Genomic DNA, 12,950 nt, shown 5'->3' with positions numbered 1-12,950 from the left:
CAAGTCGTACGGAACGGTCGCGGCCCTGTGTCACGGCTGGCTACTCTGCTACAAGGCTGGAAAACGCGCGGCAGCGCTTTGTGGTTCGGGGGGACACAGATGGCCGAGATCCGGGTCGAGACGGTTGCTCTGGACGCCAGCGGGAGCCGACAGATAGCCAGTCGCACACGGACCAGCGCGCCCCTGGCCGACCGGGCGGCCGAGCTGGAGCAGGCCATCGTGCAGGCCTCGGCCATCGCCCAGGACTCGCTCTCCCGGGTCCCGCGCCAGCATGGCTGGCAGGTGTCCAGCATGGAGGTGACCTTCGGGCTGACGCTCGCCGCGGAAGCCGGGGTAATCCTGTCCAAGGCGTCGGCGGAGGCGTCCTTCGAGGTCAGCCTCACCGTCGAGCGGGTCGCGGAGACGTCGTGACCGTCACGGGCTACTGGGTGGAGCTCCATGGGTCCCAGCAGCGGCTCGGCGGCGGCTTCCTGCTGACGCGCCGTTACGTGCTCACCGCACTGCACTGCCTGCGCGGCTTCACCGCGCCGGACGAGCGCGTGGAGATCGTTCTGGCGGACGGCAGCCGCCTCGCCGGGCAGGTGTGCCAGCGCGATCAGGCCGCCGACCTCGCTCTCATCATGGTTCTCGGTTCGAACGGGGTGAAGGTTCCCATCCCCCGTTCCGGGACCGCCCGCAGCGGAGACGCCTGGCACGGGCCGTACCGCCCCGCGCGGACGGAGATGCACCTTCGCGGCCATGTGGACAACGGCGCGATGGACTACGAGCTGGAGAGCGGGGCGTCGATTCAGGCCCTGCAGCTGACGGCATACCAGTACTCCGGCGACTACTCCGGATACTCCGGCGGTCCGGTGGTCAAGGGAGCACCGGACGATCTCGCTCCGGTGGTCGTCGGCATCCTCCTGGAGCAGGCACCGGACCGGATCGCCCCGGGCCGCGCGGCCAACGTGCTCTTCGCCGCCACCATCGGGGAAGCCATGCGGCGTTTCGACCACTTCGACGTCGAGCACCTGATGGACGTCCTGCACCCGGCCAGTTCGCCCTCCCGCGACAACGGGGAAGCCAAGGACGCCAAGGACAGGACCATACAGGCGGCGATGACCTCGACGGAGTTGTTGCTCAAGCAGATCGCCCAGTGGGCGGAGGACCGACTGCTCGACCCCTCACAGGTCGCGGAGTTGAAGTTCCAGGCCGTCAAGACCCTTGTGGAACACCAGTGGGGCGGTGACACGGCATGACCGACCCCTGGCAGGAGGCCATCACCTGCGCCCAGGGCGCCTTGCGCGGAAACACCGCGGATCGGCAGCGCATCGAGGCCGCCACGGCCGCACTGCGCGGTGACACGCAGTTGCTGGACCGCCCTGGGATCGGCAAGGAGGCCGCCCACCTCGCGGCCCTGCTCGAAGCACTCGGCCTGGCCGACGAAGCCCGCGCGCTGCTGGAACATGTGGCGTCCCGCCTGATGTTCGATCCGCAAGCCCTGTCCGTGCCCATGGAGGTCCGGAACGAACTGGCGGTTGCGCTGGCTGACCGCGGCGACCTCATGGCAGCGGTGACCGTTCTGTCCACAGCCGTCATCATGGACGCACATGACCGGGACGGCCGTACGCCGGACGGCGTGGAGGCCCTGACCCTGGCGAATCTGGCGGCCCTCCGACTGCGCCTCGGCGATCTCGCGGGAGCCCGGGACACGGCCCGGCAGCTCCTCCTGGGTACCCCCGCTTCCCCCGGTGCCTCGATCGATCAGCTGGAGATCCGGCTGTTGATGGAAGCGGTACTGGCCGAGGTGGCCCGCCGAGAGGGGGACGACGCCTCGGCGGACGAGCTGGTGCACGCGTTGGCCCGCACGGCCCGCCAGGTGATGGGCCATCGAGGTCGTGATCACCCCGCCTCGCTGTCCGCCTTGGTCACCCTGGCGCGCGCCGAGTTCGCCTCGGCGCTCGCGGCAGGCGATCGGGTGCGGATGGAGAAGGCGGCCGACGTGCTCGACATCGCGGCGCAAAAGGCCTCCGCGACGCTGGGCCCGCAGCATCCCCTGTCCCAGTCGGCGTTGTTCAACCTCGCCATGGCCGAACTCGACGCCCCTGATGTGACAGGAGGCCAACGGCACGTCGAAGAAGCCCAGGCCCTGATCCAGGCGAGGCAGCGGCTCATCGTTCCGTCGCAGAGGCCCGCGCCCGCTGCGTCCGAGCAGGGTTCGGTGGCTTTCCTGCGGACGCCCCTGCGCCTCCCGGATTCGGCGCGACGCCTGAGGAAACTGCCGGCCGGGGTACGGCTCCACTTCCGCACCGACCTCGAGGAGGTCGCCTCGGCGATGCGCAGGGCCCAGGCCGATGCCGAGAGGTTCGCCGACGTGCTGGCCGGCACCGTTGTTCCGGACCGTCCGGTTCCCCGCGTCGTCACCCGTGAGCTCATCCGCGAACTCGTCCAGGACCTGGCCCGTGACCGCGCGGTCACCCTCGATCCCGGCCTGGTGCGCGATCAGGGGCTCGTTCCTGTTCTGAACCACGGTCGCTCCCTCGGACGTGCGCTGTCCCACGTCCGTAATCTCTCGCTCGATCTGGTCGGCAAGGTCCTTGACGCGGTGGCCGTCGACCTCGACCGGATCCGCGCCCGCGTCCTCGATCTGTCCGCCGATCTGATGCGCTCGCTCGACCGCGATCTCGCCCTCGAACTCGCTCGCACCCTCGACACGGACATCGCGGCCGACCTGGTGCGCGTCTTCGACAGTGTTCTCGACCTCGATCAGGTCCTCGACCGGGTACAGGACCTCGACTTCGACGGTGTTCTGGACCGCATCCGAGTCCGTTGCCTCGACCTCGCCCAGGCCCTCGCCGACGCACAGCGGGAATTCGTGGAACTGGCGGAGAATTTCGAAGGCGCGGACCTCGGGTGGGCCGACAACCTTGATACGGCAAGGCTGGGCGGGCTTCGCTGGAACGAACAGACCCGCTGGCCGTCGAGGCTGGCCGAGCGGATCCGGCGTTCCTCCCACGAGGCGTCACCGGGGGTGTTCGTCGTCGACCTCGCGTGGTCCGGCGAAGCGGCCGGCAGAGCGGGCATGTAGGAAGGGCGGGCTGCCGGTGGCAGCCCGCCCATGGTCCGTACGGCAGGGTCAGCCGACGTCGGACGCGTCCAGGCGGTACAGGCCGCTGTACGCGCTCACGGCCGTGCCGTGCTTCTTCACCCAGGTCGCGATCTCCGAGTTCGTGCCCTGGCCGCCCTCGCTGCTGACGACGATGTAGTGCAGCTTGCCCGCCTTCACCAGGCTCTTGAGCTTGGCGAGGGTCATCGCGTTGTCGCTGCCGGACCAGCCGCCCATGGAGATGACGGGCTGACCGGACTCCAGGATGACCGAGGAGGCCGTCTGGTCGGTGGCCACCGCGACCAGCCAGGTGGCGCCGTCCTGGTGCTTCTTCAGGTACGTGATCATCGCGGAGCTGACCTGGGTGTCGCCGCCCATGCCTCCGGCGGTCCGACCGGACTGCGACTGGCTGCTGGAGCTGGAGCTGGAGCTGGAGCCGGAGTCGGTGCCCGTGCTTCCCGTGCCGGTCGGCGGCTGCCCCATGGACTGCCCGCCGGAGCCGCCGGAACCGCTCGGGGCGGTGCCGCTCCTGGTCCCGCTCGGTGCGCTGCCGCTCGGTCGCTTGCCACCGCCGCCGCCCATACCGCCCCCGGTGCTGGGGCCGGCCGTCGGGTTGGTGCCGTTGGTGCTCGCGGTCGTGGCAGCCGAGACGGAGTAGGCGGCCGGGCCGGCCAGCAGGGCGACGATCGCCGCCACCGCCGCGAAGCCCATCAGCCTCCGCCGTTGCGTGAACCGGCCGACCAGCAGCCCGGCCACCGCCAGCGCACCGCCCAGCGCGACCACCACCTCGGCGACCGTGTACACCGTGCCGGAGCCCGAGACCCGCTGGAGCAGGACGACCGCCCACACCGTGCTGAGGCCGACGGCCGCCGGGAGCACCCAGCCCCACTTGGCCGCCGAACCGTCGCGGAAGGCCTGGTACAGCATGACCCCGCCGGCGCCGGCCACGGCCGCGACGCCGGGGGCCATCGCGGTGACGTAGTACGGGTGGAAGGTGCCCTCGGCGAGGGAGAAGGTCAGGAAGTGCAGGACGAACCAGCCGCCCCACAGCATGAGGGCCGCCCGCCTGGCGTCGGTGCGCGGCGCCCGGCCGCGCAGCACCAGGCCGCCGACGAGGGCGATCGCGGCGAACGGGATCAGCCACGAGATCTGACCGCCCATGATGTCGTTGAACATCCGGTACAGGCCCGAACTGCCACCGAAGCTCGCGCTGTTGCCCTGCGAGCCCACCGAGGAACTCGCCCCGAAGATCCGGCCGAAGCCGTTGTAGCCGATGACCAGGTCCCACACCGTGTTGTCGGTGGAACCGCCGATGTAGGGCCGCGAGGAGGCCGGGATCAGGTCGACGATCACCATCCACCAGGCGCTGCTGACGACCAACGCGACCGTGGCGACCGCGAGATTGCGGACGCGTCGGCCCAACGACGCGTTCGCTGCCCACAGGTAGACCAGGAAGAACGCCGGCAGCACGACGTACGCCTGCATCATCTTGGTGTTGAACGCGAAGCCGATCGCGACCGCCGACCAGACCAGGGGCAGCAGCCTGCCCGTCCGCACGGCCTTCAGCAGCGCGGCCGCGCCGAGCAGCATCAGGAAGACCAGGACGGGGTCGGGGTTGGTGTCGCGGTTGATGGCGACGGTGATCGGCGTGAGGGTCAGGACGAGGGCGGCGATCGTGGCCGCCACGACCCCGAAGTCCCGCTTCACCAGCCGGTACAGCAGCGCCACCGAGCCGACGCCGACGGCGACCATCGGCAGCAGCAACTGCCAGGTGCCGTACCCGAGGACACGGGCGGACAGGCCCATCACCCACAGGGCGAAGGGTGGTTTGTCGACGGTGATGAAACTCCCGGCGTCCAGGGCGCCGAAGAAGAACGCCTTCCAGCTCTTGGTGCCGGAGTAGACCGCCGCGTCGTAGAAGGTGTTGCCGGTGACGGAGGTGAGGTTCCAGGCGTACAGGGCGGTGGCCAGGAGCAGGATTGCCCACAGGGCCGGGCGGGCCCAGCGCGGGTCCTCGGGCGCGCCCATGAACAGCCTTCTGGCGCGGGAGACGGGCGGGGCGGCGGACCGGTGCCGGCCGTCCTGGACCGGGGCGGGCGGCGGGGCGAGGGTCGTCATGACGCGTACTCCATGGGCTCGGCGGCGCTGGCTGCCCCGGTGGGCAGGGCCGTGACGTTCTGGGGGACGGTGGTGCGGCGGGGTACGGCGTGGACGCGGGTGCGGCCGGTGACGGTGGCCCGGAGCATGCGGGCCATGCCCAAGAGGTCGTCGACGGCGGTGCGGACGATGTCGACCCGGCTGTCGGGGTCGTCGACCCAGTCGACCGGGACCTCGTGCACGCGCAGCCCGTTGCGCTGGGCGAGCACGAGGAGTTCGGTGTCGAAGAACCAGGCGGTGTCCTCGATGTGCGGGGCGAGCGCCCGGAACACCTCGGTGCGCACGGCCTTGAAGCCGCACTGCGCGTCGGAGAAGCGCGCGCCGAGGCCCGCCTTCAGCAGCAGGTTGTAGGAGCGCGAGATGAACTCCCGCTTCGGGCCGCGCACCACCGCCGACTGCCGGTGCAGCCGGCTGCCGACGGCGAGGTCGCTGTGCCCGGAGAGGAGCGGGGCGACGAGGGGCAGGAAGCCGTCGAGTCCCGTCGACAGGTCGACGTCCATATAGGCGACGACGTCGGCGGTGGACCCGCTCCACACGTGCTTCAGGGCACGGCCCCGGCCCTTGAGTTCCAGCCGCCGTGCGTGGACGTGCGGCAGGCGCAGGGTCAGGTCGGTCGCCACCGCCCAGGTGGCGTCCGTGCTCGCGTTGTCCGCGATCGTGATGCGGAACGGGAACGGGAAGGAGTCCTCGAGGTATGCGTGGAGACGGCCGATGCTGCCGGCGAGGACATGAGCCTCGTTGTACACCGGCACCACGATCTCGACCGACCGGCGCCGGACGCCTCCCGCGTTCGTTTCGTTCATGACCATGACGATCGAGGCGCTGTCTGGGGCGGCCGTGAGGCTTCACTGAGCGAGGAATGAGAATCAGGGAACTCACAGACTGCGCACAGCGGACGCCGGTCGGGCGCCCAGGAAGCGGCCCCGTGCGGGGCGGCAGGTCACAGACTGAAGACGACCAGTCAGCCGCCAAAGTGCTGAAACACTTGCGGTCTAGACTCTCCCCGCAACGGCCTGCACCACGGCGACCGTGGTCGAAACTGGGCAGTCTCAGCCAAACCCGAAGGGCATTCGGCGTTTTGATACGGATAGATTCAGTCACCAAGCGGTACCCGGACGGTACGGTCGCCGTCGACCGACTCTCCCTGGAGATACCGGATCGCTCGATCACCGTCTTCGTCGGCCCCTCGGGCTGCGGCAAGACGACGACCCTGCGGATGATCAACCGGATGGTGGAGCCCAGCGAGGGCCGTATCCTCCTCGACGGCGCCGACATCCAGGCGCAGCCGGTCAACACCCTGCGCCGGTCGATGGGTTACGTCATCCAGAACGCCGGTCTCTTCCAGCACCGCACGATCATCGACAACATCGCCACGGTGCCCCGGCTGCTCGGCTGGAGCAAGCAGAAGGCGCGCGTCCGCGCGGCCGAGCTGATGGACCGGGTGGGCCTGGACCCGGCCCTCGCCAAGCGCTACCCGTACCAGCTCTCCGGCGGCCAGCAGCAGCGCGTCGGCGTGGCCCGGGCGCTCGCCGCCGACCCGCCCGTGCTGCTGATGGACGAGCCGTTCTCCGCCGTGGACCCCGTGGTCCGCAAGGGCCTCCAGGACGAACTCCTGCGCATCCAGGACGAGTTGGGCAAGACCATCGTCTTCGTCACCCATGACATCGACGAGGCGATCAAAATCGGCACGATGGTCGCAGTGATGCGCACCGGCGGCCACCTCGCCCAGTTCGCCCCGCCCGCCGAACTGCTCACCGACCCCGCCGACGCCTTCGTCGAGGACTTCCTCGGCGCCGACCGGGGTATCCGCCGGCTGTCCTTCTTCCCCTCGGCGGACCTCGCGCTGCAGACCGCCCCGATCGTCCCGGTCGACGCCGACGCCACCAAGCTCGGCGCCCGCACCGCGACGGACGCCCCCTATCTCCTCGTGACGGACCTGGACGGCAGGCCGCTCGGCTGGGGCGAGCCGCGTGAGCTGACCGCCGGCTCGATCGACCCGGAGCGGCTGCTTCCGTACGGACGGCCGTTCGTGCCCGGCAGGGACTCGCTGCGCGCCGCCCTCGACGGCTCCGTGCTCTCGCCGACCGGCTGGGCGGTGGCCGTGGACGGCGAGGGCCGCGCGGTCGGCGTCGTCTCCCAGCAGGTCATCGGCGCCGCGATCCGCACCGCCCACGCCGAGGGCCGCGACCACACGAAGGTCGGGGGATGAGCGGCTTCTTCGACATCCCCAGCGACCTCCAGAACACCTACTTCGGGCTGATCGGCCTCCATCTGCGCGAGGCCCTCATCCCGGTGCTGGCCGGGCTGGTGGTGTCCCTTCCGATCGCCCAGCTCTGTGTCCGCTTCCGCTGGTTGTACCCGCCGGTCCTGGGCGTGACCACGATCCTGTACGCCATCCCCTCGCTGGCCTTCTTCGTCGTCCTCATCGACTACACCGGCCAGACCGAGACGACGGTGATGATCCCGCTCGCGGTGTACAGCCTGGTGGTCCTGGTCCCGGCGATCGTGGACGGCGTCCGCTCGGTCCCGGCCGAGACCCTCGCCGCCGCCACCGCCATGGGCCTCGGCCCCGTACGCCGTTACTTCCAGGTGCAGTTGCCGATCGCCGTCCCCGCGATCATCGCGGGCCTGCGGGTGGCCACCGTCTCCAGCATCTCGCTGGTCAGCGTCGGCATGCTGATCGGCAACCAGGGCGCCCTCGGCAACCTGCTCAACGACGCCAACACCTACCACCGCCCCGAGCTGGCGGTGAACTCCGTGGTGACGACGGCCGTGCTGGCGATCCTGGCGGACGCCCTCCTCGTCCTCCTGCGCCGTGTGCTGACGCCCTGGATGCCGAAGGAGAGCACCCGGTGAACGTCCTCAACTTCATCCACGCCTTTTTCAGCGACAGTTCGCACTGGCACGGCTACGACGGCATTCCCACCCGCCTGTGGGAGCACGTCCAGTACTCGCTGGAGGCGCTCGCCTACGCGGCCGTCATCGGTCTGCCCATCGGCCTGGTCACCGGCCACTACGGGCGTGGCGGCAACACCCTCGCCCTGATCGCCACGGCCGGCCGGGCGCTGCCCAGCTTCGGCCTGCTGGTCCTGATGTTCATCTGGCTGGGCTTCGGCCTGCTGCCGGTGATGATCCCGCTGGTGATCCTCGCCGTACCGCCGATCCTGGTCACGACGTACGAGGCGATGCGCTCGGTCGACCCGTCCCCGGTGGACGCGGCGCGCGGCATGGGCATGCCGGAGGCACGCGTCCTCTTCCAGGTCGAACTCCCGGTCGCCCTCCCGCTGATCCTCAGCGGTCTGCGTTCGGCGGCCATCCAGATCGTCTCGACGGCGACGATCGCGGCGTACGTCAGCCTGGGCGGCCTGGGCCGCTACATCATCGACGGCCTCTACCAGAAGAACTACGAGAAGGTCGTCGGCGGAGCCACCCTGGTGGCGGCGATGGCCCTGGCCACGCTCGGGATCTTCTGGGCGGTACAGAGACTGACGGTTTCTCCCGGCGTACGCAGGAGCAGCTGACTCAGGGGCGCGGGGCTGTATTGAATGTGCGGCTACCGCCGCGTGGGCGCGACCAGCCCCACGCGGCGGGCCCGTGGTTCCCCGCCCACCGCGCTACCCCTCAGGTCGCACTACCCCTCACGACGAGCCAGCGCCAGCTCCAGCACAACGAGCAGCGCGTCCCGCACCGAACCCCGTTCCCGCGCGTCGAAGACGACCAGCGGAGTGCCCTCCGCGACGTCCAGCGCCCACCGCACCTCGTCCAGCGTGTGCTCGACATGCCCGTCGAACGCGTTGATGGCGATGGCGAACGGAATCCCGCGGTGCTCGAAGTAGTCGACCGCCGCATAGCAGTCGTCGAGCCGCCGTGTGTCCACGATCACGAGGCCGCCGAGCGCCCCCTCGACGATGTCGTCCCACATGAAGCCGAACCGTTCCTGCCCGGGCGTGCCGAACAGGTACAGCTTCAGCGTCGGGTCGATGGTGATGCAGCCGAAGTCCATCGCCACGGTCGTGGTCGTCTTGCGCGGGGTGAGCGTCAGGTCGTCCACGCCCGCCGCGACCTCGGTGATCGAGGCCTCGGTGGTCAGTGGCTCGATCTCCGAGATCGAGCCGACGGCGGTGGTCTTGCCCACGCCGAAACCGCCCGCGATGACCATCTTCACCGGCAGCGGCGGCCGGACGGCCGTACGCCCGGCCCCCCGGGTCAGCGAGTCAGTCGGTGTCACGGAGTACCCCTCGGGAGTCTGGGATGGCCCGCAGGCCGTCGATAACCCTGCGCAGGACGGACGAGTCGTGGGTGGCTTCGAAGTCGGGCACATGCACGGTCAGCTGTCCCGCCTCTCGCAGGTCTTCGGCGAGCACCCGGACCACGTTCAGGTGCAGCCGCAGCCGCGCCGCCAGTTCCGCGAGCGACTGCGGAATCCGGCACGCGGCGACGATGTCGTGCTGCTCGAAGGAGAGCCGGGCGAGCGCGTCGAGCCCGGCGGTGGTCGCCACCACCTGGGTCTCGACGGGCATCGCCGGTCCGGAGGCGCTGTCCGCCACCCGGCCGGCGGTGACCAGGAACGGCCGTACGGCGGGGGCGGGGCCGACCGGGTCCGGGCCCGGGGGCGGGAAGCCGTCCGCCATGGCTGTGTCTTCCTCTCTCGACCGGCTCCGCCGGTCAGCGCGTCTGTGGGACGCCGACGCTGTTCTTCAGCTCCAGGACCAGCTGCGGGCTGAGCGCGGAACCGGCCCGGTTGGCGAACAGAGTCATCTCGTAGGCGATGTTGCCGAGCTTGGCCTCGTTGTCCGCGACCACGCCGAGCACGGCGCCGCTGCCGATCGCGGAGACGATGACATGGCCGCCCTCCAGGTCGATGATGACCTTGTTGAGGCCGCCCAGGCCGTAGTTGCCGGAGGCGCCGGCGGCCAGGCTGGTGATGCCGGAGACGATCGCGGCCAGCCGTTCGGAGTGCGCGCGCTCACGCAGCTCCGACACGGCGATCAGCAGACCGTCGGAGGACACGGCGATCGCGTCCACCACGCCGGCTGTCTCGGTCGCGAAGCGGTTCAGCAGCCAGGTGAAGTCGGCTGCGGCCGCCTGCAGGTCGGTCGGCGTGGCGGCGCCGCCCGTCGGGGTGTCACCTGTCGACGTGCTCACTGCTCGGCTCCTTCCGGAAGGTGGATCTGGTGGTGCGGCGGGTTGGTCTCGGGGTGCGGCGCGGGCCGCTCGTGGCTTCCGGTGTCGCTCTCGCGCCGGGCGCGCTCCACCGCCGCCTCGAACTCCTCCAGCGCGTCCCGCTCGGCGTCGGCGTCGCGTTTGCGCGGTGGCTGGGCGAGGGTCTGGGCGGCGCCGACGGTGGTGCGCAGGGTCGCGCCGCGTACCCGGCGGCGCAGCGGGCGCGCTCCGTCGGCGGAGTCGGCCGGGTCCTCGCCGGTGCGGGCGGCCGGGATCAGCGGGGCCGGTGCGGCCGGCGCCTCGGCGGCCGGTTCGCGGCGCGGCACCCGGCGGGGGAGCGGGCCCTCGGGCTCGGCGGCGGCCGGGACCGAGGCGGCGGCGGTCGGTCCGGTCGGCTCGGCCGGCACCGTCGGTTCCACGGCGAGCGGGGTGCCGGCGGTGTCGGCCACCGCGCTCATCGTCAGCAACAGCCGGGAGGGCAGCGTCACTTCGGCGGTGACACCGCCGCCCGGGGTCCGGGTCAGCTCGACGCCGATCTCCCAGCGCCGGGCCAGCGCACCCACCACGAACAGGCCGAGCACCTTGGTCGGCACCAGGTCGAGGCGTTCACGGCGGATCAGCCGGGCGTTCTCCTCGGCCAGCCGCTCGGCGCTCATGCCCAGGCCGTGGTCGGTGACAACGATGTGCGCGCCGTCGTCGCCGGTGCGGACGGTCACCTCGACCGGGCTGCCCTCCGGCGAGAAGGACACCGCGTTCTCCAGGAGTTCGGCCACCATCAGGGTGAGGTCGCCGATGATGTCCGGCTCGATCATGGCGTCCGAGCCGGCGTACAGCCGTACCCGCTGGTAGCCCTCGATCTGGCCGAGTGCGGCCCGGACCACGTTGGACAGCGGGGTGGGCCCGGAGGACAGCACCGTCTCGCGGATGCCCGCCAGCAGCATCAGGCTGTCGGCGTTGCGGCGCAGGCGGACGGCGATGTGGTCGATGGAGTAGAGGCGTTCGAGGAGGGCCGGGTCGGTCTCCGCGCGCTCCACCGCGTCGATGAAGGCGAGCTGACGGGTGGTCAGGTTGCTGACCCGGCGGCCGACGTTGCCGAACATCTCGGCGGTGTTGCGGCGGCTGAGCACCTGGCGTTCGAGCAGGGCCGCGGCCGTGGTCTGCACCTGGTTGAACGCCTCGGCCAGGTCACCGATCTCGTCGCGGGCGGTGACCGGCATGTCCCGCAGCCGGGGCGGGCTGTCGTCCTCGGTGTCGTCGTCGGCGACCCGGGCGAGTTCGCGGCCCGCCACCTCGGCGACCTCGTGCGCGACCCCGGTCAGGGCCTGCACCGGGCGGATCACCGAGCGGCGCACCAGCGCGGCGAGGGTGATCCACAGGACGAAGCCGAGCAGGGTGCCGTTCAGCAGGTAGATGGCGCGCCACTTGGCCGATTCGGCGCTGGCGTCGGCCCGGTCGGCGATCTGGCCGATGAGCGAGGCGGTGATGTTCAGCCGGGCGTTGGCCTGCTCGAGATAGTCCGGGTAGTCGGTCAGCGCGTCCTTGACCGCCCGCCGGATGTCGTCCTGGCTGCCCGCCTCCAGCCTGCTCGGGTCGATCTGCAGCTCGGCGTAGGACTCGGCGATCTTGCTCTGGGCCTTGGTGTGCTCGACGGAGGCCAGCTGGGCGGCCTGCCCCTCGGTGGCGAACCGGGTGAAGCGCTGAGCCTGGTGCTGGTACAGGTCGTAGGCGCCGACCGAGTTGGTGAACTCGATCAGCGCGTTGGTGTCCCCGGTGGTGGCCGCGAGCACGTTGGTCTCGAAGGCGCCGTGGGCGGCGTCGGCGCGCAGCAGCGAGTCCAGCAGGTTGCCGGTGAAGGTGGCGGCGAGGTCGGCGTTGCGGTCCAGACCGAGGCCGTCGATCAGGTCGTTGGCCGCGTTGCTGTACGCCGGGTCGATGTTGTCCGCCGGCAGGTACGACTGCTCGACGGACTCGCGCAGGCTGGACAGTCCCTCGACCTGCCGCAGGGCGTCCGACTCGGTGTCCGGCAGCCGGTCGCCGAAGGCATCACGGACCGTCCGGAGCTGGTCGGTCACCGCTTTCTGGGCCGCGCGGTAGGCGGCCTGCGAGGGGGTGTCGTCCCCGGACTCGTACCGCGCGGAGAGCAGGATCGCCTGCTGGTGCTCCGCCTCGACCTTGTCCACGAGCCGCGCCACCTGGGTGCTGTCCCGGACCAGCTGCGCCGCGTCTTCCGCGCTGGTGGACTGCTGCGCCAGATCGGTGAAGACATAGGCGAGCAGTACGGCGATGACGGCGAGCGGTACACCGACCAGCAGGTTCAGCTTGCGCCGGAAGGGCCAACGGTCGGCGAAACCCCGTATCCCGCCCCGCGCCTGGGCGGGCCGGACGGGCGCGTCCACCTGGTTCGTGGACACCGGGCCTCCTTCATGAGGGTGTTCTCGACTGTGGGGGGCGTCTTCACCCCGAGCTGTTGCGGAACGACACCGAGAAGCGGGCCCCGTGCACCGCTGTGACCGATATCAACTGCCGTGAGACTACAGCGTTCTTG

At 70.7% G+C, this 12,950-nt stretch carries 12 protein-coding genes; 6 read left to right on the top strand and 6 right to left on the bottom strand.

What is annotated here, in order from left to right; all coding sequences use genetic code 11:
• Window positions 1-99 precede the first annotated feature (99 nt).
• The 3 genes from ACZ5K7_RS02210 to ACZ5K7_RS02200 are packed head-to-tail and all read left to right on the top strand — an operon-like array spanning window position 100 to window position 3,067.
• Window positions 100-411 (top strand): CU044_2847 family protein, encoded by a 312-nt coding sequence (locus ACZ5K7_RS02210; RefSeq protein WP_351710309.1) that lies wholly within the window; start codon window positions 100-102, stop codon window positions 409-411.
• Window positions 408-1,238: a S1 family peptidase gene (locus ACZ5K7_RS02205; RefSeq protein WP_468909422.1), complete on the top strand. Its 831-nt coding sequence runs from the start codon at window positions 408-410 to the stop codon at window positions 1,236-1,238. Before ACZ5K7_RS02210 ends, ACZ5K7_RS02205 begins: the two co-directional genes overlap by 4 nt.
• Window positions 1,235-3,067: a hypothetical protein gene (locus tag ACZ5K7_RS02200; protein WP_468909420.1), complete on the top strand. Its 1,833-nt coding sequence runs from the start codon at window positions 1,235-1,237 to the stop codon at window positions 3,065-3,067. The genes ACZ5K7_RS02205 and ACZ5K7_RS02200 overlap by 4 nt, the downstream gene beginning before the upstream one ends.
• 48 nt (window positions 3,068-3,115) lie before the next feature.
• Here ACZ5K7_RS02200 and ACZ5K7_RS02195 read toward each other — a convergent pair whose 3' ends face one another.
• Together ACZ5K7_RS02195 and ACZ5K7_RS02190 are read right to left on the bottom strand one after the other, a co-directional pair.
• A complete protein-coding gene (locus tag ACZ5K7_RS02195) occupies window positions 3,116-5,203 on the bottom strand; it encodes an ArnT family glycosyltransferase (protein ID WP_468909418.1) in 2,088 nt (695 codons plus the stop codon).
• A complete protein-coding gene (locus ACZ5K7_RS02190; protein WP_468909416.1) occupies window positions 5,200-6,045 on the bottom strand; it encodes a dolichyl-phosphate beta-glucosyltransferase in 846 nt (281 codons plus the stop codon). Before ACZ5K7_RS02190 ends, ACZ5K7_RS02195 begins: the two co-directional genes overlap by 4 nt.
• 275 nt (window positions 6,046-6,320) lie before the next feature.
• Between ACZ5K7_RS02190 and ACZ5K7_RS02185 the strand changes: the two genes are divergently transcribed.
• The 3 genes from ACZ5K7_RS02185 to ACZ5K7_RS02175 are packed head-to-tail and all read left to right on the top strand — an operon-like array spanning window position 6,321 to window position 8,763.
• A complete protein-coding gene (locus tag ACZ5K7_RS02185; RefSeq protein WP_351710299.1) occupies window positions 6,321-7,451 on the top strand; it encodes an ABC transporter ATP-binding protein in 1,131 nt (376 codons plus the stop codon).
• On the top strand, window positions 7,448-8,098 hold the full coding sequence (locus ACZ5K7_RS02180) for an ABC transporter permease (RefSeq protein ID WP_351710297.1): 651 nt from the start codon (window positions 7,448-7,450) through the stop codon (window positions 8,096-8,098). Before ACZ5K7_RS02185 ends, ACZ5K7_RS02180 begins: the two co-directional genes overlap by 4 nt.
• Window positions 8,095-8,763 (top strand): ABC transporter permease, encoded by a 669-nt coding sequence (locus ACZ5K7_RS02175; RefSeq protein WP_468909413.1) that lies wholly within the window; start codon window positions 8,095-8,097, stop codon window positions 8,761-8,763. The genes ACZ5K7_RS02180 and ACZ5K7_RS02175 overlap by 4 nt, the downstream gene beginning before the upstream one ends.
• Window positions 8,764-8,873: 110 nt before the next feature.
• Here the strand turns inward: ACZ5K7_RS02175 and ACZ5K7_RS02170 are convergent, their stop codons facing one another.
• From ACZ5K7_RS02170 to ACZ5K7_RS02155, 4 genes are read right to left on the bottom strand one after another with little or no spacing between them, the layout of a single operon-like run.
• Window positions 8,874-9,470 carry a GTP-binding protein gene (locus ACZ5K7_RS02170; protein ID WP_351710293.1) on the bottom strand — a complete coding sequence of 199 codons (597 nt, stop codon included), beginning with the start codon at window positions 9,468-9,470 and terminating at the stop codon, window positions 8,874-8,876.
• Complete coding sequence (locus ACZ5K7_RS02165; RefSeq protein WP_351710291.1) at window positions 9,457-9,873, bottom strand: DUF742 domain-containing protein; 417 nt, start codon at window positions 9,871-9,873, stop codon at window positions 9,457-9,459. Before ACZ5K7_RS02165 ends, ACZ5K7_RS02170 begins: the two co-directional genes overlap by 14 nt.
• A gap of 34 nt (window positions 9,874-9,907) precedes the next feature.
• On the bottom strand, window positions 9,908-10,387 hold the full coding sequence (locus ACZ5K7_RS02160) for a roadblock/LC7 domain-containing protein (protein WP_351710289.1): 480 nt from the start codon (window positions 10,385-10,387) through the stop codon (window positions 9,908-9,910).
• Window positions 10,384-12,816 carry a sensor histidine kinase gene (locus ACZ5K7_RS02155; RefSeq protein ID WP_351710287.1) on the bottom strand — a complete coding sequence of 811 codons (2,433 nt, stop codon included), beginning with the start codon at window positions 12,814-12,816 and terminating at the stop codon, window positions 10,384-10,386. The genes ACZ5K7_RS02160 and ACZ5K7_RS02155 overlap by 4 nt, the downstream gene beginning before the upstream one ends.
• Between the last annotated feature and the right edge of the window lie 134 nt (window positions 12,817-12,950).

Source organism: Streptomyces sp. NPDC031497, assembly GCF_055580905.1.
Note: the sequence above shows the minus strand (reverse complement) of the source record. Positions and strands in the feature narration are given on the sequence as shown.

What these genes read in the sequence shown, in the direction of transcription:
- ACZ5K7_RS02210 (WP_351710309.1), top strand. Translation starts at nt 100, where the DNA reads ATGGCCGAGATCCGGGTCGAGACGGTTGCTCTGGACGCCAGCGGGAGC.
- ACZ5K7_RS02200 (WP_468909420.1), top strand. Translation starts at nt 1,235, where the DNA reads ATGACCGACCCCTGGCAGGAGGCCATCACCTGCGCCCAGGGCGCCTTG.
- ACZ5K7_RS02195 (WP_468909418.1), bottom strand. Translation starts at nt 5,203, where the DNA reads ATGACGACCCTCGCCCCGCCGCCCGCCCCGGTCCAGGACGGCCGGCAC.
- ACZ5K7_RS02190 (WP_468909416.1), bottom strand. Translation starts at nt 6,045, where the DNA reads ATGAACGAAACGAACGCGGGAGGCGTCCGGCGCCGGTCGGTCGAGATC.
- ACZ5K7_RS02180 (WP_351710297.1), top strand. Translation starts at nt 7,448, where the DNA reads ATGAGCGGCTTCTTCGACATCCCCAGCGACCTCCAGAACACCTACTTC.
- ACZ5K7_RS02165 (WP_351710291.1), bottom strand. Translation starts at nt 9,873, where the DNA reads ATGGCGGACGGCTTCCCGCCCCCGGGCCCGGACCCGGTCGGCCCCGCC.